Below are 24,969 nucleotides of genomic sequence, written 5' to 3' on the forward strand. Positions count from 1 at the left end.
CCCTCACTCCACCGCAAACACCTTCATCACCTCATCACCAAGGTGGTTGATGACCTTCACCGCGATGCGGCCGGATTCCGGTTTTGGGAACGGGCGCGATGTATCGGAATAGAGGCTGTCCCAGGCCTCCTTATCGATCTCAGCCTTCAGTGTCGTCTTGAGCGCCTTGTAGGGATCGTTCGCGCCAAGAAAATAGGCGTGGCGGACGAAGAAGCTCTCCTCGTTGTAGTCCGTGTCGAGCATCCAGAGCGCTATGCCGTCGGTGCCTTCGGAAATCACTTCGCCGGTTTGCGGCTTAAACACATCGACGCCGAAGACCTTCACACGGATCAGGTCGCCTCCGGCGTCCTCGATCTTGATGTCGGGCTCGCCGAAGATCACAAACAGATTGCCGGCACCGGTCGCCTTGAGGTCCGCGCCCATGTGCAGATCGGGGTTCATGCGGGCTTTGAGCACCGGCACGCGGCCGAGCTTGTCGAATTCGGCGGAATGGGCGTCATAGTTGAAAGCGCAGGCTATCAGCACGTCGAAGCCTGCATCGCCCGCCTCGCGCGCGGCGGCGACGAGATCGGGCCGCGAGACCGTGCCGAATTCCGGGCCGATAAAGATGCCTGCGCGCTTTTGGTGCTCGCCTTCCATGAAGGCGCCCTCGGCGCAGATAAAGCGGCCCGGCCACCCGGTCAGCGCAGTGAAGGTGATCCGGTCTTCCTTGTGCGCCTGTTGAACCCCGGCGGCTTTCAGGTTTTCGAGGATCATATGGGCAAAGTCGGTGACTGCATCGCCACGCTCCGCCGCCTTGCGCTTGCCTTCGGCCGCTTCGAGCACATCGACTAGTTCGTCGTTCCAATCGACCACCAGTGTCCGATGAGGCGAGAGGCTTTCGACCGTAAAGGGACCGGCTACGCGGACGCGGCTATTGTCCGGATAGGGCTTGTCGTAAAGAAATTCGGACTCCGCCTTGGCCGCGATGGAAGCGTCGATCTCTTTCTGACGCGCGATTCGTGCCTCCCACCAGTTGGCATGAGTAGATCTTGCGTCGGCGGACCATCCCGCCGCGACCTCTCGCGGCATCTCCCATTCTTCCCATGCTTTGCCGAGCGCAACATTGAGCTTAGCCCGCAAAGGCTCCAGAGATGCGTGCCAAGTGTCCCAGATCGTATCGATCTCCTTATTGTTCGCGATGGCCTTGAGTGTGATGTGTGGCACGCGGTCGTAGACGAAGCCGTGGCGCAAATCGCCACGTGTTGGCGTGGTTTTCGGAGAACGGCGCGTCAACTCGGCTTCCTTGCGCTGGCCTTCGGGGCTGTCCGCCAAAAGGAAGTATGGATAGCGCGCGCCCATCAATCGTGAGCGGGCAAGTGCAATAGCGACACGACTGGTGTCGATGGTAATCCAGCGGCGTCCCCATTGCTCGGCTACATAGGCGGTTGTGCCGGAGCCGCAGGTCGGATCAAGCACGAGATCGCCAGGATCAGTCGCCATAAGCACGCAGCGCTCGACCGTCTTCGATCCCGTCTGAACGACATATATTTTCTCGTCAGTAAAGTTTCCGGTGCCCGTATCGGTCCAAATGTTTGCATATGGCAAAGCCGCAAAATCAGTATGATATCGGCGATAGCGGAAGCTATTCTCAGCAACGTGAACCCGCTCTGATTTCAGAAGCCGCCCCAGTCCAACTGGGAAATTTGGCTTCCAATGCGAATTCTTTGCAAAAGGGTCTTGGCGAACTCCCCTATATTCGAACGGTTGCGGTTCGGTTGATCGACCTTGCGAAATGAGGTTGTCAGGATTGTAAGGTTTTGCCCCGGTCGGGATATCAGACCGACCATCCTTCTCCGTGGCATTCACTCCGCGATATGTGAAATCCGAGTTCATCAACCAAGTCGCGTTACCTTTTCCAAGTTCATATGGTTTTTCTCTGTAAAGTGGTCGGCTCTTTAGCTTTTCTCGGTTTTTCGAATACCAAAGAACGAAATCTGAAACGTTCGAGATTGCGTCGGCGGAAAATCCATACGTCTTTTGAATAACGATCTCACTTACGATATTTGCTTCCCCAAAAATCTCGTCCAAGACGCTCCGGACGCGGTGAACGTTCTCGTCGCCGATCTGAACAAAAATACTGCCGCTCTCATGGAGAAGATCGCGCGCAACCGTCAGCCGGTCGCGCAGATAGGTAAGGTAGGAGTGGATGCCATCACGCCACGTATCGCGAAAGGCGCGCACCTGTTCGGGTTCTCGGGTGATCTGGTCCTTCGCGCCGTCCTTCACGTCGCGCGAGGTCGTGCTCCACTGGAAATTCGAGTTGAACTTGATGCCATAGGGCGGATCGAAATAGATGCATTGCACCTGCCCGCGGAGGCCTTCGCGTTCGGCAAGGCTCGCCATCACCGATAGGCTGTCGCCCGAGATCATTCGGTTCGACCAGTGCTGGTCGTGAGCATAGAACTCGGTCCTAGATTCGAGATCGAGCCCGTTGAAGTCGCCAAACAGATCAGCCATCGGCGGCGTCGCTTCGTCCTCTCGCGCCTTCGACTCCCGCTTCAGGTCATCGATAATGACTTTCGGATGCACCTTCTCTTGGATATATAAAGGCGGCGCCGCGACGATGAGATCGGACCAGTCCTGATCGTCCTTTCCACGCCAGACAAGTTGCGGATCAAGATCGCGGTTGCGCCGCTCGTAAGCGAGTTGAACCGGTGTCTTGTCTTCCTCGCGCATTACGCTTTCGAATTCCGCTGTCGGAATATTCCTACGCCTCGCGGCGTCATGCTTCAGCGCGGTGACCTCGATCGGTTTCTTCGCCATTACGGGTGTCCCCTCTTGCGCAAGCTAACTCGGTACCGATACGGAGCAGTTTCCTCAACACGCACTATGTCGCCCGCCGCAGCACCATTGGCAGTGAAGAACTGACGGACCCATCCACGGGCGCGGAAGAACTCCTTTTCGCCATCAATGTCCGTTTCAACCGGCAAGGCCCCACCCCAATCGACAAACGCCGATTTTGGTGCAGCCAGGCTCCTGTTCGGCCCGCCGATCAGATCGCTTGGAAAACGATGGATGAAGCCCCGCATGTAGAAGTGATTATGCTGAATGTTAGCGTCCGTAATTTCGACCTCGCCCCACATACCCGATGCGGCACTTTTACTCACCCTCTTTGCCATCACGCCGCCTGCCTCGTGGTCAGTCCGTCAATCAGTTGGTCGAACTGCGCCTCAATTTCATAGACTGCCGTGAACTCCGCAAAGGCCCAACGGCCAAACTTGCCCAAATTGTTCACACCCGGCACCCAGTAGGCGCGCATGGTGTTGGCTTTCTCCTTGGCGTTCTCACCGCGAAAGCCCTTGATTTCGACAATCAGGTTCAGCGGCTCAACCAATCCTTCCTTGGAGAAATGGCCGTCGTCCACTTGCACGATGAAATCGGGAATATATTTCCTCGGGGTCGAGCCCATCAGATAAGGTACTTCAAAGCCAAGGTTCTGGTTCTTCACATAGGCGCGAACTTTCGGATGGGCCTCGGCCACGCGGCAGAACTCGGCTTCCCAATCGCTGTCGCAAACCACCCAGTTGACGTGGCACTTCGGTGGCGGGCCGTTCGTCTGCCAGCGAGTCTCCTTCGAGGTGGTGAAGTTCACGTATGCCGTCGAACCGGTCGGGTTATAAGCGTCGAGGATCGCCTTGACCGGATTCTCGCCGACGAGACTCAATGTGATTGCGGCCTTAATCCGCTCGGCCGCCATGTCGGCGATCTCTTTGTAAATCAGCTGCGCGGGATAAGTGCCGCCGGTGCATTTGAGATAGCCGCCTTCGAGCCACTGGCGTGTGATGCGCTTCAATTGCCCAAAAAGGTGGAGCTTCGGCTCCTCACCGGGATCGCGATACTTGTTGTAGAGCAGGTGCCGCGTGAGGTGAAACAGGATCGTCGAGGATCGCATATCCTCGAGATGCGCGATCGTCAGATCGACGCCTTCGCCGATGATCCCCTGGTTCTTCGTCACAGACGGCCCGACAAGCTGCGGTGTAAGTTCAAGGACGTGATCTGGACCGAACGTTGCTTCGAGGCGTTCATCGGGCAGTTCGACGCGATAGCCTTCGACGCGCGGGAAGATAATCTCCAAGGCGTCACGATCCGGCTTGACCGCGTGAACGCGGACCGTCTCGCGCGGCGGAGCCGGTTTGACCACCACGGGTTTTGCGGCGAAGTCGAACGGGATGCCGAGCACATCGGCATATTCGACGTTGAACAAGTCCTCGTCGTTCAAATCGTAGGACTGGCGGCGCAGACCGCGACCGACGACCTGCTCGCAAAGGAGCTGCGTGCCGAAAGCGCGAACGCCAAGAATATGTGTGACGGTGTTCGCATCCCAGCCCTCAGTCAACATCGAGACTGAGACCACGCAGCGGATTTGCTCGCCGAGTTTCCCCTTCTTGCCGACCGTGTTCATGACTTCACGAAGCAGCGTCGCTTCGTCGATCGTATCGCCCGCGTGAATATCGCCGGTTCGTTCGATCATCTCGCGGCGGAAGCGCTCGATCTCATCGGCAGCCATCTCGCGGAAGTCCTTGTCTAGCGCTTCGCCGGATTCAAGCTGCGCGCTATCGATCAGGATCGTGTTCGGCCGCGCGATGCGGTTGCCGAAGTTGTCATAATTTCGGAACAGCGCCAGGCGGCCGTTTTCGAGCGTGGTCGATCCGTCGTCGTTTTCGCGATGGAAGCCCGAAACGTATTTGTAGACGAGTTCGGAGGTCGACGTATTGTTGCAGACGACGATGAAGACCGGCGGGGTGCCAATATTCGCGTTCTCCCACAGCTCGAATGTCTTCTGGTAGTGGCCATACAGCGCTTCGAGCGCTGTCAACAGTTCGGCAGGAAGGCTCAACGGATCGAGTGATTTGCCGGACGCGTTGCGTCCCTTCTTTGGCAGTTTCTTGCCGATGTGGTCCCAAAGATTCCTGAATTTCGGCGTGTCGCCGCCAGGCACATTGTCGGCAACCGGCACACGCGGCAACTTGACGATCCCGCATTCAATTGCGTCCATCAGGGAGAAGTCGCTCATCGTCCAAGGGAAGAGCGTGCCCTCGATGTATCCTGATCCACGCAGGAAGAAGGGCGTAGCCGAAAGGTCGTAGACAAGCGCCAGGCCGAGCTTGCGCTTGACGGCTTCGAGGCCGGAAATCCACATACGTGCGGCCTCGTTATTCTCCTTCGCTTCGTCCTTTTCTTCGCCCTTCAGGTCGCCTTCGGTTTCGCCGGTCGCGTCCTTCACGCGCTCACGGTAGCAATGGTGCGCCTCGTCGTTTAGCACGACAATGTTTTTCATGCCCATGAGTTCGGGCATGACGCGCTGAAGCATCTGGCCCTCGGTCTCCAGGGTTTGCAGCTTTTCGCCGCGCCACCCTTCGATCGCGGTGCGCGTGCCTTTGGCGACATCCATGCGCTCGCGGAGCTTGAAGGCGTGATAGTTCGTGATGACGATCTTGGCGCGGTCGATGTCCACCAGCATGTCGGGCGGCACGATCTCGCGATGCCGATAATAGCTCTCCGGATCGTTCGGCATCAGAACGCGCAGCCGGTCCCGGATGGTGATGCCCGGGGCGACAAGGAGAAACCCACGCGAGAACTGCTTGCTGTTCGGATGCCGCACGGCATTGACGGTTTGCCAGGCGATCAACATGGCCATGACGGTCGTCTTCCCGGCGCCCGTCGCCAGCTTTAGCGCCAGACGAAGCAACTCGGGGTTGGCCTGTTCGTTGGCGCCCTTGATGTGTGCCCAGAACTTTGCAACGCGCGCGCCGAGCTTCGGTGCAACCTCGGTGAGCCAGATTGCGGTTTCGACCGCCTCGATCTGGCAGAAGAACGGTCGAACGCCCTCGAACTGATGCTGCCGCCAGTGCTTGAGCAGCCGGGCGGTTTCTGGAGTTACGAGCCATTGGTCAGGGTTGGGCAGATTGCGCCATATCTCGACGTAAGTCCGAACCTCATTGATGATAGGAGTCGGATTGTATTCCTGTTCTTCTGTCGACAGGTCGTCATCCGTACCAAGCAGAAGCGAGCCCTGCTTCTGGTTTTGGCGACGCTTCTTCGGCTTCGGGACGGGCGTGATCAGATCCGAGCGGCGACGCGTTTCGATGATCTGATTGGTGGGCTGACCATCAGTATCCAGCTCCCAATGCCGTCCAGGAAAGGCGTAGGGCGAATTCAGGATCGGCCGTTCGAAAAATTGCTCCAAAATCCCCCAGAAGATGTTCGCTTTTTCCGAATCTTTAGCTGCGCACCACTACTCGACCGCATCAATACGCTGTGACCGACCCGAGGCATAGGTGACGTTTTGTACCGGACACATGGGTAACACTTTTGGCTTTTGTCCGGAGGTGTTGATGCCGTGGAGAGAGTGTTCGGTGATGGAGGAACGTCTTCGTTTCGTGGCTCGCCTTCTCGATGGGGAAGGCATGAGCGATGTGTGCCGGGAGTTCGGGATTTCGCGTAAGACCGGCTACAAGATCTTCAACCGCTACAGGCGAGAAGGGGTAGAGGCGCTGTGCGATCGTTCGCGCCGGCCTGTGCGCTACGCCAACCAGCTGCCCGAGCCGATCGAGCGTCTGATCGTCGATTGCAAGCGCGACAAGCCGCACTGGGGCGCGCGCAAGATCAGGGAACTGCTGGTCAGGCGGCTGGCCGGCGACGTGCGTATTCCAGCCAAAAGCACCGTCCATGCGGTGCTCGACCGCCACGGCCTTGTGAGCCAGGCCCACAAGAGGAACCGGGCGAACAAGGCCATGGGCACGACGCTCTCGCAGGCGGTGCGGCCCAACGATCTGTGGTGCGCCGACTTCAAGGGCGAGTTCAGACTCGGCAACCGCCAATACTGTTACCCGCTGACGGTCACCGACCAGGCCTCGCGCTACCTGCTTGCCTGCGAAGCTCTTGAATCAACGAAGGAAGCCCCGGTCATCGAGGCTTTCGTCCGGCTCTTCAAGGAACGCGGCCTGCCCGTCGCCATCAGAAGCGACAATGGCGTGCCCTTCGCCAGTCCCAACGGCCTCTACAACCTGTCCAGGCTCTCCGTCTGGTGGCTCAGGCTGGGAATCGCCATCGAGCGCATCAAGCCCGGCCGCCCGCAACAGAACGGCCGCCACGAGCGCATGCACCTGACGCTGAAGAAGGAGGCCACACGCCCGCCGGGCATGAACGCCCTGCAGCAGCAGGCCGCCTTCGATGACTTCATGAGCGAATTCAATGCCGAAAGGCCGCACGAGGCGCTCGCCATGAAGACCCCGGCCGAACTCTATACGCCGTCCTCAAGACCCTACGGCGGGCTGCCGGACCTGACCTACCCCTTCCATGACAAGGACATCATCGTCACCACATGCGGACGTATCTGCATGATGAGGAAGAAGATCAACATCTCCCATGTGCTCGCCGGCCAGAGGCTCGGCATCAAGGAAGTCGACGACGGCATTTGGCTCGTCTCCTTCATGCACTATGATCTGGGATATATCGACTTGGAACAGAGGACCTTGCAAACAATCGACAACCCGTTCGGCACGAGGTTGTCACCCATGTCTTAGGTACAAGCTGTTACCTATGTCTCCGGGCCGGACACTGATGTTTCTGGCGCACCCGACAGGATTCGAACCTGTGACCTCTGCCTTCGGAGGGCAGCGCTCTATCCAGCTGAGCTACGGGTGCCTTCAGGATCGACGATCCGGAAAACGAAGCAGCCGAGTAACCGGCCCGCCACGGCTTCTTAGCGGAAGCCGGGGCGGGCTTCAACGGGCAAGTGGCCAGCGGCAGGGCTGCGAACTCGGAATAACGCATTTTTCGGATTCCACGGAGGCTCACGATCTGGAGCCTGCCCCCGAAGGTGCGGGAAGCAAGCCCGAGGCCGGCAAACCTGCGGTTTTATCGGAGAGCCGAAGCCTGAAATGAAAAACCCGCCTCGGCCGGTGGGCGCAAATCAGCACTATGAATAAATTCCTAGCATAACTGCCGTCACCTGTCAAGTTGAAACTGACACGCCGATCACGAGCCCGCCCCCGCCGAACGCCCCCTCATTCCTGCGCATACAGCAGCCGCGTTGTCGTCGCCGTCGACAGGCTGCGCTGGATCAGCGCCTCGACATGGTCGTTGCGCTGGCGCGCGCTGTCGGCGCCCATCACCACGAGGATGAGCCGGCGGCCGTCGGCGTCGTAGGAGGTGACGATGTTGAAGCCGGAGGCTCGGATATAGCCTGTCTTGATGCCGTTGACGCCGCGGACGCGGCCGAGCATGTCGTTGTGGCCGCGCACCAGCCTGCCCCGGAACATGAAGTCGCTTTCGGAGAAATAGTGGAAATGCTGCGGGAAGCGGGCGCGCAGCGCCATGCCGAGCACCGCCATGTCGCGCGCCGTCGTCTGCTGGACGCCGTCCGGCAGGCCCGAAGCGTTGCGGAAGACGGTGCTGCGCATGCCGATCTGGCGCGCCCTGGCGGTCATCGTCGCGGCGAACGCGTCTTCGCTGCCGCCGAGATATTCGGCGACGGCGACCGCCACGTCATTGGCCGATTTGACGACGATCGCCCGGATCGCCGTTTCGACATCGATCGTCTCGCCGCGCCTGAAGCGCAGCTTGGTCGGCGGCTGCCCGGCGGCGTTGGCCGAGACCGGGATTGGCGTTGCCTTGCTGACGCGGCCTGAATCCAGCGCCTCGAACAGCAGGTAGAGCGTCATCATCTTGGTTAGCGACGCCGGATAGCGCGGCGCCGTCGAATTGACTTCGTACAGCGTCTTGCCGCTGCTGCCATCGATGACGACAGCCGCATATTTCTGCGGCGCCGCCGGCACCGCCAGCATGGTCTCCGGCGGCGTCGTCGTGCAGCCGGCGACAAACAGCAGCAGCGCAAGTGCGGCGGCAAATCTCGGGGTGAGCGGAAGGAGGCGCAGTTTGGACAAGATGGGTCTGAACGCAAGCTGTTGCTGAAACGGACGGAAACTAGCGTAACCCATTGGCGCCGTCCATTTGGTTAACCACTGGCCGAGCGCGGGAGCATCGCCTGTCCACAGATCCTAAGACGGGCCGGCGCTGCGCAGGTCCTGGCGCGGAAAATGCCGGCTGCCCGGCTTGCGCAAGCGGGCGGAGCGCGTTTTGCTGGCGTCGACAGAATCAGCAGGTGCGCCATGGACGCGATCACGATCAAGGCAAAGGGCATTTCGGTAACGGTCGATCTCACCGTCGGCCATCTCGCCGACATGGCGGTCGATATCGACGGGCGCCGGCTGCGCCCGCTGCATCGCGCGCCCTGGATCGACGAGCCGCGCGAGACGCTGCCGCAGGACCTGCCCGCCGGCACCGTTCGCCTGTCCGGCGATTTTCTCTGCGCGCCGTTTTCGCGCAGCGATGTCGAGGCGGCCCCCCTGCATGGCTGGCCGGCCAACAGCCGCTGGGATGTCGTCGACAGCGAGGCGATCGCCGATGGCTGGCGGGCTGTCTTCAGGCTGCGGCACAAGGTCATGGGCGCGATGGTCGACAAGATCCTCACCCTGCGCGACGGCCATCCCTTTCTCTATCAGGAGCATGTCTTGTCCGGCGGTTCGGGCGCGATCTCCGTCGCCCATCATCCGATGACGGTGATGAAGGACGGTGGCAGGCTCGCCTTTTCGCCGAAGCGGTTGGCGGCAACGCCTGACGATCCGCTGGAGCCCGATCCGGCCCGCGGCCGTTTCCTGCTTGCCTATCCCGCGCGTTCCGCCGACCTGACGCGCTTTCCCGCCGCCGGTGGCGGCACGCTCGACCTGACCGACTATCGGATGGATCAGAGCCGGGAGGATTTCGTCACGCTGGTCGAGGCCGATCATGGCGGGCCGGGCTGGACCGCGGTGGCGCGCCAGGCGGAAGCCGATCTGGTGCTGGTTCTGAAGAACCCGGCCGAACTGCCGGTCACCATGCTGTGGGTCAGCAATGGCGGGCGCGATTACGCGCCGTGGGGCGGCCGCCATCGCGGCGTGCTCGGCATCGAGGACGGCCGCACGGCGCTCGGCCATGCGGCATCGCTGGGCGACAACTGGCTGAAGCGGGAAGGCGTGGCGACCGCCTTTGCCCTTGGCGAAGGCCGCGATGTCTCGTTCCACCATGTGATCGGCGCTGTGCCCTTATCCGGCGGCGAGCCGCCGCGCGATATCGCAACCGCGCAGGGCCATATGCGCATCCTGGCGGCCGACGGTTCGACGCCGGACGTCGCTTTCGACAGCGATTTCCTGCGGATAGGCATGTCGGTTCCTGCTTGAGCGCTCGCCTCCCACCTTCGTCATCCCAGGGCGGAGCAGGAGCGAAGCGACGTCGCGAAGACCCTGGGATCCATGCCGTGACATCAGCCGAGGAATGCGGCGGAATAGAATTCTGCACCGCTGCGGCGCCCTGATGTTACGGCATGGATCCTGGGGTCTGTGCTGCGTCGCTTCGCTCCTTGCTCCGCCCCAGGATGACGAAGGGAGGATCGTTTCGGCCAATCTCGAAGGGTGCGATTTGCCAACGGACGGTCAAAACTTCTGCGTCGAGGAACCAATCCCGGATTTGAAATTCCCGCGAACTATCGCCAAGATACGATCGGAAACGCCCAGCCGGAAAGGCTCCGCAGAAAGGCTCCGATGTCAGAGACCGCACATCTCGCCGCCACCATCTTCAAGCGCGCCGGCAAGGCGCGGCGCTTTGTCGTCGCCATCGCCGGTCCTCCGGGCGCCGGCAAGTCGGCGCTTTCGGCCCGCCTGCATGAGCTGCTGCCGGAAGGCGCTGCGGAAGTCGTGCCGATGGATGGTTTCCACTACGACGATGTCGTGCTCGAGCAGCGCGGCCTGCGCGCGCGAAAGGGCGCTCCGGAGACCTTTGACTTCGCCGGCTTCGAAACCTTGCTGAAGCGCATCCGCGCGGCCGAACCCGACATCGCCATTCCGGTGTTCGACCGCAGCATGGAGTTGTCGCGCGCCGCCGCCTCGATCGTCGCCGCCGAGACCAAGTTCATCCTGGTCGAAGGCAATTACCTGCTGCTTGACGAGGAACCGTGGTCGCGGCTGGCGCCGCTGTTCGATTTCTCGATTTTCGTCGACGTGCCGCGCGCCGAGCTCGAGCGCCGGCTGCTTGAACGATGGCACGAGCATGGCCGCTCCGACGAGGACGCCCGCGCCTGGATCGCCTCCAACGACATGCCCAATATCGACCGCGTGCTTGCCCGCCGCCGGCCTGCCGATCTGGTGATCGGCGATCACGCCTGATTTGCGGGCCTGATTTGCGGGAGAGCGCCGCCGGAACCTTAGGACTTTCCCACCGTTATGTCAGCTATGGCAATGATGCTGACATGAGGGAGCCGTCCGATGGCAACCAAGGCAAGAAAGCCCGCGCCCGCCAAGGGCAGGGCAACTCGATCAAGGGCAACTGAATCCAAGACGATTCAGTCAAAGACGGGCGCCGGCCCGGCTGTCGCCGCGCGTTCCAAGGATGCGGCGAAGCCAACCTTTGGCAAGGCGGCACCGAAGAAGGTGGTGCCGGCCGCAGCCAAGGCCGCGGCAAAACCCGCCCCAAAACCCGCCCCAAAACCCGCCAAGCCCAGGAAACCGGCATCCGGCGGCAGCTCCATGGCAGGCAGCGCAATGCGCACGGTCAAGGCGACAGCCAATGTCGCGGCCGGCGCTGTTGTCGCCACGGCCCGGGGCGCCGCGTCCCTTGCCGCCTCCGTCATGGGCAAGGGCGGCCCAAAAACCGGGGCCAAGGCAAAATAGGCAGAGCCGCCCCGCGGCTCTGCCCGCGTTAGGCTCTCGCCGGAATGTTCAGGCCCCTTTGCACCGCCGGCCGGGCAAGGCCGCGCTCCAGCCATGCCGCGACATCGGGAAAATCGTCGAAGCCGACGAGTTCCCGGGCCTCATAGAAGCCGATCAAGTTGCGCACCCAGCCCAGCATCGAAATGTCGGCGATGGTGTAGTCGTCGTCCATGATCCAGCTGCGGCCCTTCAGCCTGGTCTCGAGCACGCCGATCAACCGCCGCGATTCGTCGCGATAGCGCTCCAGCGGGCGCTTGTCGGCGATCTCGCGCCCCGCGAATTTGTGGAAGAAGCCGACTTGGCCGAACATCGGTCCGATGAAGGCCATCTGGAAGAACACCCACTGGATCGTTTCGTAGCGCCGCGCCGGGTCGGCCGGAACCAGCTTGCCGGTCTTGTCGCTGAGATAGAGCAGGATGGCGCCGGATTCGAACAGCCCGATCGGCTTGCCGCCCGGGCCATTCGGGTCGATTATCGCCGGTATCTTGCCGTTGGGGTTCAGCGACAGGAATTCCGGCGTCCAGCTCTCGTTCTTGCCGATGTTCACCGCATGCGCCTCGTAGGGCAGGCCGAGTTCCTCCAGCGCGATCGACACCTTCACCCCGTTCGGGGTCGTGGCCGAATAGAGCTGGATGCGGTCGGGATGGCTGGCCGGCCAGCGCGTGACGATCGGAAAGGCGGACAGGTTGGTCATCGAAAACTCCTGGGGATTTTTGCGCGAATGCGCGGCGCACGAAAAGCCCGCCCTGTCGGGATGTGGATGAACCCGCGGTCAGACCGCCTTGAACGCCAGCACCGCATTGGTGCCGCCGAAGGCGAAGCCGTTGCTGATCGCCGCGCGCACCTTGCGTTCGCGCGCCACGTTCGGCGTGATGTCGAGATCGCAATCGGCGTCGGTTTCGCGAAAATTGGCCGTCGGCGGCACGATGCCCTCGCGGATCGCCATCACGCAGGCGATCAGCTCCAGGGCGCCCGATGCGCCGAGGCAGTGGGCGTGCATCGATTTGGTCGAGGAGATCGAAAGTCTGTAGGCATGGTCGCCGAAGACGCGCTTGATCGCCGCCGTCTCGATCTGGTCGTTGGCCTTGGTGCCGGTGCCGTGCGCATTGACATAGTCGATGTCTTCCGGGTTTAGCCCGGCATCGACGAGGCAGAAGCGCATGGCCGCCTCCGGCCCTTCGATGGTCGGCGCGACGATATCGGACGCATCGCCGGAAATGCCGGCGCCGGCAATTTCGGCCAGAATCGTGGCGCCGCGCGCCATGGCATGCTCGTAGGTTTCCAGCACAGCCATGCCGGCGCCTTCGCCGAGCACCAGGCCCTGGCGATCGGCCGAAAACGGCCGGCACGTGTCGGGCGAGAGCACCCTGAGCGCCTCCCAGCCCTTCAGGACGCCCCAGACCAGCGGCGCATCGGTGCCGCCGGCGACCATGATATCGGCGCGGCCGAGCCTGATCTGGTCGACCGCCGATGCGATGGCGTGGTTGGACGAGGAGCAGGCGGAGGTGACGCCGAAGACCGGTCCGCGCAGGCCGAGATTCATGCTGACATGGCCGGCCGCGGCGCCCGGCATCACTTTCGGCACGGTGAAGATGCCGGCTCGGCTTTTTCCTTCGAGCAGGATGGCGCGATAGCTCTCTTCGATCGCCTCCCAGCCGCAGACGCCGACGCCGACGATGGTGCCCATCCGGTAGGTGTTGGCCTCTTGCGGGGTCAATCCGGCCTGTTGCGCGGCTTCCCGCGCGGCGATCGTCGCCAGCAGGCTGAAGCGGTCCATCGACACGACCTGCTTGCGATCGATGCCGTGATCGGGAAGCGTCCTGATTTCGCAGCCGACCCTGATTTTCAGGTCATGCAGCTCCGAATTGACGATTGGGCCGATGGCCGAGCGGCCGGCGCGCATCTCACCCCAGATCGCGGGCGCATTGGTGCCGAGCCCGCATAGGCCGCCGATGCCGGTAATGACGACGCGCTTGTGCATTCAATCAGGCTTTTTCGCGATCAGCGCGCGAACCGCCTCGACCATATCGCCGACGTTCTTCAGGTTGCTCCAGGCATCGACCGTGTTCATCTCGATCTCGATGCCATACTGTTCCTCGAGATCGAAGATGATCTCCGTCAGTTCCAGCGAATGGATGCCAAGTGAGGTCAGCTCGGTATTGGTGGTGATTTCTTCGCCACCGGGTTCGGCATGAGCCTTGATCTTCGCGATAATGTCCTTTGCCAGCTGGTCAGCCATTCGGTTCCTTCCCCAACCTTGTCGTTTCCCGACGCCAACTGATCAGCGCCTCTTTTTTCCCCGGCTTCGAATTGTCATCGTCGCCTTTATCCCGCCAGGCGCTGCGTGACCGTACCAAGATGGCTCCTCTATAGAAACCGAAACGCTGTCAAGCAACAAGCTATATATCGACAAAGCCACCGGTGTGGTGGATTTGAGGTTCCTACCACTTTGATGGCACCAGCGTTTAGGAACCTCAAATCCAAAACCACACCGGGATTCAACAAGTTGCTCATGTGGCAAATCCGAAATTCGTTCGTTACGCTGCTCCAAAGTGATACGAATTTCGGATTTGCCATATGAGTGTGCTTAACGTTGGCGACGTGGACACGATCGAACATGACCTGACCTTTGCGCCGCCGGCCCAGCGCGTCGCCGGATTGGCGCAGCTCGGCTGCGACAGGAAGGGCGGCCGCACGCATCTTCGGCGCCTCTATCAGGATGGTTCCGCCAAGATCCGCATGCCGGCAGTCTCGGCCGACCCGCTCGAAGCCGTCTTGATCAACACCGCCGGCGGGCTGACCGGCGGCGACCGCCTCGGCTGGGAGATCGATGTCGGCGCCGGCACCTCCGTCTCTATCACGACGCAGGCCTGCGAGAAGGTCTACCGCGCCGCATCCGATCGCGCCGAAGTGCGGGTGAAGCTGACGGTCGGCGCTGGCGGCCGAATCGCCTGGCTGCCGCAGGAAACCATTGTCTTTGATCGATCGGCCTTCGCCCGTAGGCTCGACCTGGAGCTTGCTGCCGGTGCCGAGGCGCTGGTGCTCGAGGCGACCGTCTTCGGCCGCCTCGCCATGGGCGAAGGCGCGGCGGATGGCAATTTCCATGACCGCTGGCGGGTCAGCCAGGACGGTGCGCTCGTTCATGCCGAGGATTTCCGCATCGGGCCCGGCATTGCAGCCACTCTCAGCCGTTCCGCGGTGGCCGGCGGCGCCATCGCCATGGCGACGGTGCTGATGATCTCACCGCGGGGGGAGGCTCTGCTCGATCCGGTCCGGGACATTATCGGCGGCCGGGGCGACGCCAGTGTCTGGAGCGTGAGAAAATCTGGCAAGCTTCTTGCGAGGCTGTTTGCCGAGGACGGCTACCAGCTCCGCAAGCGGCTGGTTCCGCTCGTCGAATTGCTCAACGGACGGGCGGGTCTGCCCAAATTATGGTCACTCTGATTGCGATCATGTCACACGTGATTGCGCCATTCCAGGGAAACGCATGAACCTGACGCCAAGGGAAAAGGACAAGCTGCTCATCGCCATGGCAGCACACGTGGCGCGCAAGCGGCTCGAACGCGGCGTCAAGCTCAATCACCCGGAGGCGATCGCGCTGATCACCGACTTTGTCGTCGAGGGCGCCCGCGACGGCCGCCCGGTCGCCGAGCTGATGGAGGCCGGCGCCCATGTCGTCACCCGCGCGCAGGTGATGGAGGGCATTGCCGAGATGATCCACGACGTCCAGGTCGAGGCGACGTTTCCAGACGGGACCAAGCTGGTGACCGTGCACGAACCGATACGGTGAGGAGAGGAAAATGCTTGAGCTGCGCCCCAACTGCGAATGTTGCGACAAGGACCTGCCGCCAGAGGCGACGGATGCGCGGATCTGCACCTTCGAGTGCACCTTCTGCGCCGAGTGCGTGGAACATGTGCTGGGTGGCGTTTGTCCGAACTGCGGCGGTGATTTCGCACCGCGTCCGATCCGGCCGGCGGCGATGCTGAAGAAATATCCCGCCTCGCCAAAGCGCGTCCTCAAGGCCGAAGGCTGCGGCCCGGCCCGCAAGGCCGCGTGACGGCACGATCCCGACAACGGAAGGCATATCGATGATATCAGCTCCGATCAAACGCACGTTCCTCTCGGCGATCCTGCTTGTCGCCGCCGCAATGCCCGCCCATGCCCATGTCGGCATCGGCACGGCCTCATCCTTCACATCAGGCTTCATGCATCCGCTCTCCGGCATCGACCACGTGACGGTAATGATCGCGGTCGGGTTGTGGGCGGCGCTCAAGGGCGGCAAGGCGGTTGTTGCCTGGCCGCTCGCCTTCGTCGGCGTCATGCTGGCGGGCGGTACGCTCGGCATGCTGCAGGTGCCGGTGCCGTTCGTCGAACCGGGCATACTGGCGTCCGTCATGGTGCTGGGACTGCTGGTCGCGCTCGAGGTCGATCTTCCCGTCTCGGTCGGCGTCGCCATGATCGGCGTGTTCGCGATGTTCCACGGTCACGCCCACGGCACCGAGGTGCCCGAAAACGCCGGCGGGCTCGACTATATGGCCGGCTTTGCCATTGCCACCGCGCTGCTCCATGCCGTCGGCATCTCTGCCAGCCTTGGCGTTGGTGTCAGATTCCCAGGCCTTGCCCGCGCCGCTGGCGGCGCCTGTGCCGCCGTTGGTGCCGGCCTCGTCTTCGGCGTCCTGTGAGGTTGGCAATGATCCCGGGCGAAGTCATCACCGCGAATGGCGAGATCGAACTGAACAAGGGCCAGCCGACCGTCACCATGAAAGTGGCCAACAGCGGCGACCGGCCGATCCAGGTCGGCAGCCACTACCACTTCTTCGAAACCAATGAGGGGTTGAAATTCGATCGCGACAAGGCGCGGGGCATGCGCCTCGACATCGCCGCCGGCACGGCGATGCGCTTCGAGCCCGGCCAGGAACGCGACGTCACCTTGGTGCCGCTCGGCGGCAAGCGCGAGGTCTACGGGTTTCAGCAGAAGATCATGGGCGCGCTGTGAGATCCAAGGCGTCGAGCAATTTCGGCTCAGCTGGGCGGCTTGGCCGCCGCGTAGATGACGACCTTTCCAGGATCGTCGAATTCCACGGCGAGAACGTCTTCGGTCAGCACGCGCCGCGAGTCGATGGCGTTGAACAGCAATGCGTTCGCCTCGATCTCCTCGCGCAGTTCCGCAATGTCGTCCTGATGCTGCTCGACCTTGGTTTCTATCGCCGGCGGCAGGCCGCCTTCCGTGCGCGCGGCGTCGGTAAGGAACACGATATCGACCTTGTCGAGCTTGGACGTCTTGCGCACCGTGCCGATATTTTCACGCGTCCGGTCGATCGCCGTGGTGACTTTGCCTGCTTCGACAGCCGTGTTGGTCTCTTCCTGCCCGACCTCCGAGCCGATGATCTTGTTGACAGTGTCCGGGCCTTCAAGGCCCTGTGCATTCAGCGCGGCCTGGGGAACGCTCGCCGCGAGAAACGCAGTTGCGGCAATCATATGCAGCCATCTTGTGTCGGGGAAGGTGGTGATCGCCATCGCTCGCTCTCAGGGTCCCTTTCGAGACTCGTTGCTACGCCAAACAATCGGAACGTATCCGGCCTTGCGAAGGTTCCCTTCCCGATGCGGCAGGCCGACCTTGTGCCGGCCCGCCATAACGCATCGTCAGCTCGCTTTCTTGGTGATCAAGGTCAGGGCGCCATTGGCATCCATGCTGGCGGCGATCACTTGCGCCGAGGTGAGTCCCTTGGCTTCGAGTGCGGATTTGACCTGGGGCGTCGCGTCGATCGAGCCGCGCAATTTCTGCAGGCCGTCCTCGCCGCGCTTGGCGATCACTTCGTTGACCTTCGTCTTCGTTTCCTCGGGCAGTTCCTCGATATCGACGATGTTGACGGTCTGAATCGTCGGCACGGCGGGCTGAGCGCCGGGTGCCGCGGGAGCGGGCGAAGCCGGCGGCTCGCCGGGTTGCGGCGCAGGCTGTTGCTGGGCGCTGGCAGCTGTCGCGAGCAGGAGGGAGGCGGCGGCTGCGAGAGGTATCGTTTTGCGCATGGATCTTCCTTTCCATCGAGTGGCAAACGGTCGTTTTGGGGTGACCCTGCCACCTCAAACGTTAAATGGGATCGGAAAGTGTCGCCCAGCGGGTCATTGCGTGACCATAAGGTGGCGACAATGTGGGGCCGCGCTTCGACAGGCTGGGATATTGGGCCCTATTTCGGGAGCAATTGCTGATGGCTAGAATCACCCGCGCCGCCTATGCCCAGATGTACGGCCCGACCGTCGGCGACAAGGTGCGGCTTGCCGACACCGAATTGTTCATCGAGGTCGAAAAGGATTTCACGCTTCATGGCGAAGAGGTGAAATTCGGCGGCGGTAAGGTCATTCGCGACGGCATGGGCCAGAGCCAGGTGTCCCGCGCGCAAGGTGCGGTCGACACCGTCATCACCAATGCGCTGGTCGTCGATGCGTCAGGCGGCATCTTCAAGGCCGATATCGGCCTCAAGGACGGCCGCATCGCCGCGATCGGCAAGGCCGGCAATCCGGATACGCAAAACGGCGTCACCATCATCATCGGCCCCGGCACCGAGATCATCGCCGGCGAAGGCAAGATCCTCACCGCCGGCGGCTTCGACGCGCATATCCACTTCATCTGCCCGCAGCAGATCGAGGAAGCGTTGATGTCGGGCATCACCACCATGCTCGGCGGCGGCACCGGCCCGGCGCATGGCACGCTGGCGACGACCTGCACGCCTGGGCCGTGGCATATGGCGCGCATGATCCAGTCCTTCGACGCCTTCCCGATGAACATCGGCCTGTCGGGCAAGGGCAACGCGTCCTTGCCGGCCGCGCTTGAAGAAATGGTGCTGGGCGGCGCCTGCTCGCTGAAGCTGCACGAGGACTGGGGCACGACGCCCGCGGCGATCGACTGCTGCCTGTCGGTCGCCGACGATTACGACGTGCAGGTGATGATCCACACCGACACGCTGAACGAGTCCGGCTTTGTCGAGAACACGGTCGCGGCGATCAAGGGCCGCACCATCCACGCCTTCCACACCGAGGGCGCCGGCGGCGGCCATGCGCCTGACATCATCAAGGTTTGCGGCCTGCCCAACGTCATCCCGTCGTCGACCAATCCGACCCGGCCCTACACGGTCAACACGCTGGCCGAGCATCTCGACATGCTGATGGTCTGCCATCACCTGTCGCCGTCGATCCCCGAGGACATCGCCTTTGCCGAAAGCCGCATCCGCAAGGAAACCATCGCCGCCGAAGACATTCTGCACGACATCGGCGCCTTCTCGATCATCTCGTCGGATAGCCAGGCCATGGGCCGTGTCGGCGAAGTGGCGATCCGCACATGGCAGACCGCCGACAAGATGAAGCGCCAGCGCGGTTCGCTGCCGCAGGAGACCGGCGACAACGACAATTTCCGCGTCCGCCGCTACATCGCCAAATACACGATCAACCCGGCCATCGCGCATGGCCTGTCGAAGGAGATTGGCTCGGTGGCGGTCGGCAAGCGCGCCGACCTGGTGCTGTGGAACCCGGCCTTCTTCGGCGTCAAGCCCGACATGGTGCTGATCGGCGGCATGATCGCCGCCGCCCCGATGGGCGATCCCAACGCCTCGATCCCGACGCCGCAGCCGATGCACTACCGGCCGATGTTCGGCGCCTATGGCAAGGCGATGACCAATTCGTCGGTGACCTTCGTTTCCAAGGCCGCGCTCGATGCCGGCCTGCGCGGCAGGCTCGGCGTCGACAAGCAGATGGTCGCCGTCGAGAACACCCGCGGCGGCATCGGCAAGCATTCAATGGTGCTCAACGACGCCACCCCGCATGTCGAGGTCGATCCCGAAACCTACGAGGTCCGCGCCGACGGCGAATTGCTCACCTGCGAGCCGGCAACCGTGCTGCCGATGGCGCAAAGGTACTTTCTGTTTTAGGTTTAAAGCTGTGTCAGGAATGCAGCACGGGACATACTATGGACGAGCAAAAGAAAGCGGCCTTGATTTCGAGAATGGAACCAGTGGAAAGGTACAATGACGGCGTTACTCCGCTCACCATGCCGCTGGTTACGCTGGAGGAGTATTTTGACGGGGCTGACGGAGAGGCGGGACTCTTGTGCAACAGTCCGGAAGCACCTGACAATGATACGATTTTGCGGGCTTTCCAGTCGATACGAGAGAGACCCAAAGTTCATGACGTTCGGATAGCAATCACACAGTGCGACACCGGAGAATGGCCGTTCTCGGACAAAATCGTTATTACGACGTGCGCCAGTGAAGGAGACGTGATTGGCTGGTTGCCATCGGGCTTTGAGCCGGACGAAACTTGGGAGGGAGACGTAGATCATCTGCCAGCGGAGACGATTGAAGTTCCGTCCGGTTACCGAAAGCTATGGCTCTGGTATGATTGAGGCTGTATCTGCTGCAGCAGCTCATAGAACCGACATATGGCAACCGAAATAGCCTCTCCCCACGACATCTTCCCGCACATCCGCATCGTCATGGGCATGGTGATCGGCCTCGGCGTCACGCGCCTTCTGTCAGGGCTGGCCCGCATCGTCCAGCACCCAGGCCAGTACCGACTATACTCCGTGCATCTGGCCTGGGTCAGCTCCATGCTGTTGTTGCTGGTGCATTTCTGGTGGTGGGAATTCGGCCTCTACACCCTCGAGACCTGGACCTTCGGCAAATACCTGTTCATCATCTTCTACGCCGTCATCCTGTTCATGCTGTGCGCGTTGCTGTTTCCGGACTCGATGCTCGACTACACCAGCTACGAAGATTTTTTCTATTCGCGCCGTGCCTGGTTCTTCGGCCTGCTGGCGACGACCTATCTGCTCGACGTGATCGACACGCTGCTGAAAGGGCCGGAGCATTTCGCCCATTTCGGCGTTGAATATTTGATCCGTACGCCGGTTTTCGTCGCGCTTTGCATCGTCGCGATACTCGTTCGCGACCGCCGCTTTCACATCGCCTTCGTCGCCGGCACGCTGGTCTATCAGATATCCTTCATCCTGCGGCTCTTCGACACGATCGCCTGACTACGGCGCCGCGCGTCCTTTCGGACACGCAAAGGACGCTGTAGAAACTTGATTTGGCGCATGATCCTTTCCGAAATCGAATACGATTTCGGGCTCATGCACCGCCATTGGGCCGATGTTCGCGATGGGTTAGGGTTACGCAAAAGGCAGGTTTTGACATGAAGCTCGACATCCGCACCGACTTCACCAAATTCCCGCGTGCCGTCTCGGTGCTCGCCGCAGGCAAAGCGGGAGCGGTCACGCCCTATGATCGTGCCGTGCTTGCCCATGACGAGCGGCATCTGCGCCGCCGGGTCATTGAAACTGCCGGCGGCGACAAGGTGTTGGTCGATCTCGCCGAACCGGTTGCCTTGGGCGATCGCGACCGGCTGGTGCTGGAGGATGGCCGTCATATCGAGATCGTCGCGGCTGAGGAGCCGCTCTACGACATCCGCGCCGAGAGCGCCGTGCACCTGGCCGAGCTCGCCTGGCATATCGGCAACCGGCATCTTGCGGCCGCCATCGAGGCGGAACGCATCCTCATCCTGCGCGATCATGTCATCAAGGCGATGCTGGAAGGCCTGGGTGCAACCGTGAACGACGTTTCCGAACCGTTCGTGCCGGTGCGCGGCGCCTATTCCGGCCATGGCCACGATCACGGTCATGCCCATGCCAAAGCACATGCGCACAGCCACGCTGAGGCGCACAGCCATAGTCACAGCGAATCGCATTCTCATTCGCACAGCCACCACCATGACTGACCAGCCTTCCAGCGTCGCTTTGTTGCGGCTCATGGCGTGGCTGTCGCCTTCCTTCCCGGTCGGCGGCTTCTCCTACAGCCATGGCCTCGAACGCGCCGTGCAGGACGGGCTGGTTGCCGACAGCGAAAGCCTCGCCGCATGGCTGGAGACGCTGGTCGAGATGGGCTCCGGCTGGAACGATGCCGTGCTGTTTGCCGAAAGCTGGCGGCGCGCGCGCCAAGCCGGCGATCTCGACGAGATCGCCGCACATGCCGAGGCCTTGGCCGGCTCGCGCGAGCGCCATGCCGAGACCATGCTGCAGGGCGCGGCCTTCCTGAAGGCGGCATCGGCCTGGCCGGGTCAGGTGCTGGACCGTCTCCCGGCCGAGTGTCCTTATTGCGTCGCTGTCGGTGCCGTTGCCGGCGGCAACGCAATTGCCTTGCAGGACGCGCTGTCAGCCTTCCTGCAGACCTTCTTTTCCAACCTCGTCCAGGCCGCGATCAGGCTCGGCGTCGTCGGCCAGACGGGCGCCACCACGCTGCTTGCTGGCTTCGAGCCGCTGGCGCTCACCGTCGCCGCTCGTGCCGCGCGCTCGAGCCTTGATGACCTCGGCGGCTGCGCCTTCGTCTCGGACGTCATGGCGATGAAGCACGAAACGCAATATTCGCGGCTGTTCCGCTCATGATCGTCCTCGCCTTCGCGCTCTCGCTCGTTCTGCTGCTGATCACCACGCTGCATGTCTATTGGGGCATCGGCGGCATCTGGCCGGGCAGGGATGCTGCCTCCTGCGCCCATGCCGTGGTCGGCTTCCGCGGCGTCGACGAGATGCCGGCGCCCTTCGCCAGCTTCGCCGTTGCCGCATGCCTCGGCCTGGCGACACTGTGGCCGATGGCGCTTGAAGGCGTCTTTGCCACGCCCTTTCCCAAGGCCGGGCTCGCCGCCACATCGCTATTCATCGCGCTGGTTTTCCTGGGTCGTGGCGTCATTGGTTTCACGCCCTGGTGGCGCCGGCTGGCGCCGGAACAGCCTTTCGCGCGACTCGATGTCAGCTATTATTCGCCGCTCTGCCTGTTAATCGGGCTTGGCTTCGCCATTCTTGCCATCACGGAGTTCCCCTAGATGACACAAGCCAACGGCCCTCTTCGCATCGGCATCGGCGGCCCCGTCGGCTCCGGCAAGACGACGCTCACCGAAAAGCTCTGCAAGGCGCTGCGCGACGAGTTCTCCATCGCCGTCGTCACCAACGACATCTACACCAAGGAAGATGCCATGATGCTGGCCCGGCTTCAGGCGCTGTCCGAGGATCGTATCATCGGGGTCGAGACCGGCGGCTGCCCGCACACCGCCATCCGCGAGGACGCCTCGATCAATCTGCAGGCGATTGCCGAGATGAACAAAAGATTCCCCGATCTCGATATCGTCTTCATCGAATCGGGCGGCGACAACCTCGCTGCCACGTTCTCTCCGGACCTCGCCGACCTGACGCTTTATGTCATCTCGGTCTGCCAGGGCGAGGAGATCCCGCGCAAGGGCGGGCCGGCGATCACCCGCTCCGACTTCCTGGTCATCAACAAGAGCGATCTCGCCCCCTATGTGAACGTCAATCTCGACGTCATGGAGGCAGACGCCGCCCGCATGCGCGGCAAGCGGCCATTCGGCTTCACCGACCTGTCGCGCGGCAAGGGCCTGCAGGAGGTGGTCGATTTCATCGTCGAGCAGGGCGGACTGCGGGTCGGCGCCTCCACGAGCACGGCTGCGTAAGGCAACGGCGCTCGTCTGTGCCAAACGAAACCGGTTGCGCGCCCCTCCGGCGTGCGGCATCCTTGCTTCTTTCACGGAGGTTTCGATGAGCGTCGCCCGCCTGCAGAAGGAACCGCTGACCAACCTGCCCTTCCACGAGGAGCGCGTCGATCTGGCTTGCGCCTTCCGCTGGACGGCGCGGCTCAACATGCATGAGGCGGTGGCCAATCACTTTTCGCTGGCCGTCAACGACGACGGCTCGCAATTCCTGATGAACCCGAACCAGGTGCATTTCTCGCGCATCAAGGCGAGCGACCTGCTTTTGATCGACGCCAACGATCCCGGCACGCTGTCCGGCCCCAATGCGCCCGACCCGACGGCATGGGGCCTGCACGGCGCCATCCATCGCAATGTGCGCCATGCGCGCTGCGTCATCCATGTGCACTCGATCCACGCCACGGTGCTCGCTTCGCTCGCCGACTCGACGCTGCCGCCGATCGACCAGAACTCGGCGATCTTCTTCAACCGCCATGTCGTCGACGGCCATTATGGCGGGCTTGCCTTCGAGGAGGAGGGCGAACGCTGCTCGCAGCTGTTGACCGATCCGAAGGTCAAGGTGATGGTCATGGGCAATCATGGCGTGCTGGTCATCGGCGATACCGTCGCCGACACCTTCAACAGGATGTTCTATTTCGAACGCGCCGCCGAGACCTACATCAAGGCGCTGTGGACCGGCCGTCCGTTGCGGGTCCTGTCGGACGAGATCGCCGAAAAGGCAGCAAGGGAACAGGAAGATTATCCCGGCCAGGCCGAACGGCACCTCAGCGAATTGAAGGCGATCCTCGACGAGCAGGAGCCGGTCTACCGGAACTGAGAGCCCCTTCTCCCCGTATAGTGACGGGGAGAAGGACGCTCTTATCGCCGGTTTCGCCGAATCATCGGCGATGCAGGACGAGTATCTGGTTGCGACCGCCCCGCCTCGAGCTTAAAGCCCCAGCTCAGCCCTCAATTCGTCGGCGCTGTTGATGTTTGCCGCGCCGGGCGGCCCTTGCATGGGCGCTTCCGGCCAGAAGATCGTCCTCATCCCCGCCGCCAGCCCGGCCGTAACGCCGGTCACGCTGTCGTCGACGGCCACGGCATCGGCTGGATCGACACCGGCCAGCCAGGCAGCCCTCAGGAAGGGTTCGGCGTGCGGCTTGCCTTCATGCACGTCATTGCGGCTGACTGTCTTCATGCCGGGATAGACGAGGCCGACCGCGCGCAGATTGGCGTCGACGATCAGCCGGTCGGAATTGGACACCACCGCTTGCGCCACGCCAAGCGCGCGCAGTTCGTTGAAGATCTCGATCGCGCCGGGGCGCGGCTTCAGCGTCTCGGCCATCGGCAGATAGTGGTCGTATTTGCGTACGATCCAGTCGTCGAAGGGCAGGTCGAGGCCGAACTCGTCGCGCAGCATCTCGTAGACCGGCCATGCGGCAATGCCGAGCACCCGCTCATGCAGGTTGACCGGCGCCGCGATGCCGACGCTATGCAGCGCCGCCACCAGCGCAGCCTCGTGCAACGGCTCGCTGTCGACCAGTGTGCCGTCCATATCCCAGAAAACCGCTTTCGGCGTCATGCAAGGCTCCTTTTTCGATCCCCTTAAAGCGTTTGTGATTGGAGATAAACCTTCGAACCGACGTCGGCGAAGCCGGCATAGGC

Annotated in this window: 27 protein-coding genes and 1 tRNA gene; 17 read left to right on the forward strand and 11 right to left on the reverse strand. The window is 62.2% G+C overall.

Features of this window, described 5'->3' with window-relative positions; genetic code table 11:
• Positions 1–3 precede the first annotated feature (3 nt).
• Genes EJ066_RS08125 through EJ066_RS08135 form a run of 3 tightly spaced genes read right to left on the reverse strand, consistent with a single transcriptional unit; the run spans position 4 to position 6,229 of the window.
• Complete coding sequence (locus EJ066_RS08125) at positions 4–2,805, reverse strand: site-specific DNA-methyltransferase (RefSeq protein ID WP_126036576.1); 2,802 nt, start codon at positions 2,803–2,805, stop codon at positions 4–6.
• Positions 2,805–3,161 (reverse strand): hypothetical protein, encoded by a 357-nt coding sequence (locus EJ066_RS08130; protein WP_126036578.1) that lies wholly within the window; start codon positions 3,159–3,161, stop codon positions 2,805–2,807. Before EJ066_RS08130 ends, EJ066_RS08125 begins: the two co-directional genes overlap by 1 nt.
• Positions 3,161–6,229 (reverse strand): DEAD/DEAH box helicase family protein, encoded by a 3,069-nt coding sequence (locus EJ066_RS08135; protein WP_245455100.1) that lies wholly within the window; start codon positions 6,227–6,229, stop codon positions 3,161–3,163. The genes EJ066_RS08130 and EJ066_RS08135 overlap by 1 nt, the downstream gene beginning before the upstream one ends.
• Positions 6,230–6,377: 148 nt before the next feature.
• Here EJ066_RS08135 and EJ066_RS08140 point away from each other — a divergent pair, with 148 nt between their 5' ends.
• Positions 6,378–7,568: an IS481 family transposase gene (locus EJ066_RS08140; protein WP_126036582.1), complete on the forward strand. Its 1,191-nt coding sequence runs from the start codon at positions 6,378–6,380 to the stop codon at positions 7,566–7,568.
• A gap of 44 nt (positions 7,569–7,612) precedes the next feature.
• Here EJ066_RS08140 and EJ066_RS08145 read toward each other — a convergent pair.
• Both EJ066_RS08145 and EJ066_RS08150 read right to left on the reverse strand, forming a co-directional pair.
• Positions 7,613–7,689, reverse strand: a tRNA-Arg gene (locus EJ066_RS08145).
• Positions 7,690–8,051: 362 nt separating this feature from the next.
• A complete protein-coding gene (locus EJ066_RS08150) occupies positions 8,052–8,930 on the reverse strand; it encodes a D-alanyl-D-alanine carboxypeptidase family protein (protein ID WP_126036584.1) in 879 nt (292 codons plus the stop codon).
• Between the two features lie 225 nt (positions 8,931–9,155).
• Here EJ066_RS08150 and EJ066_RS08155 point away from each other — a divergent pair, with 225 nt between their 5' ends.
• The 3 genes from EJ066_RS08155 (at position 9,156) to EJ066_RS08165 (ending at position 11,747) form a co-directional block, all read left to right on the forward strand.
• Entirely contained in the window at positions 9,156–10,262 is a 1,107-nt protein-coding gene (locus EJ066_RS08155) for a hypothetical protein (RefSeq protein ID WP_126036586.1), read from the forward strand.
• Positions 10,263–10,622: 360 nt separating this feature from the next.
• Positions 10,623–11,243, forward strand: a complete 621-nt coding sequence (locus EJ066_RS08160; RefSeq protein WP_126036588.1) for a nucleoside/nucleotide kinase family protein — start codon at positions 10,623–10,625, stop codon at positions 11,241–11,243.
• A 99-nt stretch (positions 11,244–11,342) separates the two neighbouring features.
• Positions 11,343–11,747 (forward strand): hypothetical protein, encoded by a 405-nt coding sequence (locus EJ066_RS08165; protein WP_126036590.1) that lies wholly within the window; start codon positions 11,343–11,345, stop codon positions 11,745–11,747.
• A gap of 28 nt (positions 11,748–11,775) precedes the next feature.
• Here EJ066_RS08165 and EJ066_RS08170 read toward each other — a convergent pair whose 3' ends face one another.
• From EJ066_RS08170 to EJ066_RS08180, 3 genes are all read right to left on the reverse strand, one after another.
• A complete protein-coding gene (locus EJ066_RS08170) occupies positions 11,776–12,480 on the reverse strand; it encodes a glutathione S-transferase N-terminal domain-containing protein (RefSeq protein ID WP_126036592.1) in 705 nt (234 codons plus the stop codon).
• 78 nt (positions 12,481–12,558) lie between these two features.
• Entirely contained in the window at positions 12,559–13,767 is a 1,209-nt protein-coding gene (locus tag EJ066_RS08175; protein WP_126036594.1) for a beta-ketoacyl-[acyl-carrier-protein] synthase family protein, read from the reverse strand.
• Positions 13,768–14,025: an acyl carrier protein gene (locus EJ066_RS08180; protein ID WP_126036597.1), complete on the reverse strand. Its 258-nt coding sequence runs from the start codon at positions 14,023–14,025 to the stop codon at positions 13,768–13,770.
• A 338-nt stretch (positions 14,026–14,363) separates the two neighbouring features.
• Between EJ066_RS08180 and EJ066_RS08185 the strand changes: the two genes are divergently transcribed.
• The 5 genes from EJ066_RS08185 to EJ066_RS08205 are packed head-to-tail and all read left to right on the forward strand — an operon-like array spanning position 14,364 to position 16,783.
• Complete coding sequence (locus EJ066_RS08185; protein WP_126036599.1) at positions 14,364–15,230, forward strand: urease accessory protein UreD; 867 nt, start codon at positions 14,364–14,366, stop codon at positions 15,228–15,230.
• A gap of 43 nt (positions 15,231–15,273) precedes the next feature.
• Positions 15,274–15,576: an urease subunit gamma gene (locus EJ066_RS08190; RefSeq protein WP_126036601.1), complete on the forward strand. Its 303-nt coding sequence runs from the start codon at positions 15,274–15,276 to the stop codon at positions 15,574–15,576.
• Between the two features lie 10 nt (positions 15,577–15,586).
• Positions 15,587–15,844 (forward strand): DUF1272 domain-containing protein, encoded by a 258-nt coding sequence (locus EJ066_RS08195; protein WP_126036603.1) that lies wholly within the window; start codon positions 15,587–15,589, stop codon positions 15,842–15,844.
• 31 nt (positions 15,845–15,875) lie between these two features.
• Positions 15,876–16,469 carry a HupE/UreJ family protein gene (locus EJ066_RS08200; RefSeq protein ID WP_126036605.1) on the forward strand — a complete coding sequence of 198 codons (594 nt, stop codon included), beginning with the start codon at positions 15,876–15,878 and terminating at the stop codon, positions 16,467–16,469.
• An 8-nt stretch (positions 16,470–16,477) separates the two neighbouring features.
• Positions 16,478–16,783: an urease subunit beta gene (locus EJ066_RS08205; RefSeq protein WP_126036607.1), complete on the forward strand. Its 306-nt coding sequence runs from the start codon at positions 16,478–16,480 to the stop codon at positions 16,781–16,783.
• Between the two features lie 26 nt (positions 16,784–16,809).
• Here EJ066_RS08205 and EJ066_RS08210 read toward each other — a convergent pair whose 3' ends face one another.
• Both EJ066_RS08210 and EJ066_RS08215 read right to left on the reverse strand, forming a co-directional pair.
• Positions 16,810–17,304 (reverse strand): hypothetical protein, encoded by a 495-nt coding sequence (locus EJ066_RS08210; protein WP_126036609.1) that lies wholly within the window; start codon positions 17,302–17,304, stop codon positions 16,810–16,812.
• Between the two features lie 126 nt (positions 17,305–17,430).
• The gene (locus tag EJ066_RS08215; RefSeq protein WP_126036611.1) at positions 17,431–17,814 is read right to left on the reverse strand and encodes a hypothetical protein; all 384 of its coding nucleotides are present in this window, start codon (positions 17,812–17,814) and stop codon (positions 17,431–17,433) included.
• 176 nt (positions 17,815–17,990) lie between these two features.
• On the opposite strand from EJ066_RS08215, the gene ureC reads away from it, so the two are divergent.
• The 8 genes from ureC to EJ066_RS08255 all read left to right on the forward strand — a co-directional run bounded on the left by ureC (position 17,991) and on the right by EJ066_RS08255 (position 24,142).
• Positions 17,991–19,706, forward strand: a complete 1,716-nt coding sequence (gene ureC / locus EJ066_RS08220; RefSeq protein WP_189644517.1) for an urease subunit alpha — start codon at positions 17,991–17,993, stop codon at positions 19,704–19,706.
• A gap of 38 nt (positions 19,707–19,744) precedes the next feature.
• Entirely contained in the window at positions 19,745–20,179 is a 435-nt protein-coding gene (locus tag EJ066_RS08225) for a hypothetical protein (protein ID WP_126036615.1), read from the forward strand.
• A 36-nt stretch (positions 20,180–20,215) separates the two neighbouring features.
• The gene (locus EJ066_RS08230) at positions 20,216–20,809 is read left to right on the forward strand and encodes a hypothetical protein (protein ID WP_126036617.1); all 594 of its coding nucleotides are present in this window, start codon (positions 20,216–20,218) and stop codon (positions 20,807–20,809) included.
• 158 nt (positions 20,810–20,967) lie between these two features.
• On the forward strand, positions 20,968–21,549 hold the full coding sequence (locus EJ066_RS08235; protein ID WP_126036619.1) for an urease accessory protein UreE: 582 nt from the start codon (positions 20,968–20,970) through the stop codon (positions 21,547–21,549).
• Positions 21,542–22,213: an urease accessory protein UreF gene (locus tag EJ066_RS08240; RefSeq protein ID WP_126036621.1), complete on the forward strand. Its 672-nt coding sequence runs from the start codon at positions 21,542–21,544 to the stop codon at positions 22,211–22,213. The genes EJ066_RS08235 and EJ066_RS08240 overlap by 8 nt, the downstream gene beginning before the upstream one ends.
• Positions 22,210–22,647, forward strand: a complete 438-nt coding sequence (locus EJ066_RS08245; RefSeq protein ID WP_126036623.1) for a DUF3995 domain-containing protein — start codon at positions 22,210–22,212, stop codon at positions 22,645–22,647. The genes EJ066_RS08240 and EJ066_RS08245 overlap by 4 nt, the downstream gene beginning before the upstream one ends.
• On the forward strand, positions 22,648–23,289 hold the full coding sequence (gene ureG / locus EJ066_RS08250; RefSeq protein ID WP_126036625.1) for an urease accessory protein UreG: 642 nt from the start codon (positions 22,648–22,650) through the stop codon (positions 23,287–23,289).
• An 85-nt stretch (positions 23,290–23,374) separates the two neighbouring features.
• A complete protein-coding gene (locus tag EJ066_RS08255; protein ID WP_126036627.1) occupies positions 23,375–24,142 on the forward strand; it encodes a class II aldolase and adducin N-terminal domain-containing protein in 768 nt (255 codons plus the stop codon).
• Between the two features lie 111 nt (positions 24,143–24,253).
• Here the strand turns inward: EJ066_RS08255 and EJ066_RS08260 are convergent, their stop codons facing one another.
• Positions 24,254–24,886, reverse strand: a complete 633-nt coding sequence (locus tag EJ066_RS08260; protein ID WP_126036629.1) for an HAD family phosphatase — start codon at positions 24,884–24,886, stop codon at positions 24,254–24,256.
• Positions 24,887–24,969: the final 83 nt, after the last annotated feature.

The sequence above is a fragment of the Mesorhizobium sp. M9A.F.Ca.ET.002.03.1.2 genome, from assembly GCF_003952365.1.
Lineage (GTDB): Bacteria > Pseudomonadota > Alphaproteobacteria > Rhizobiales > Rhizobiaceae > Mesorhizobium.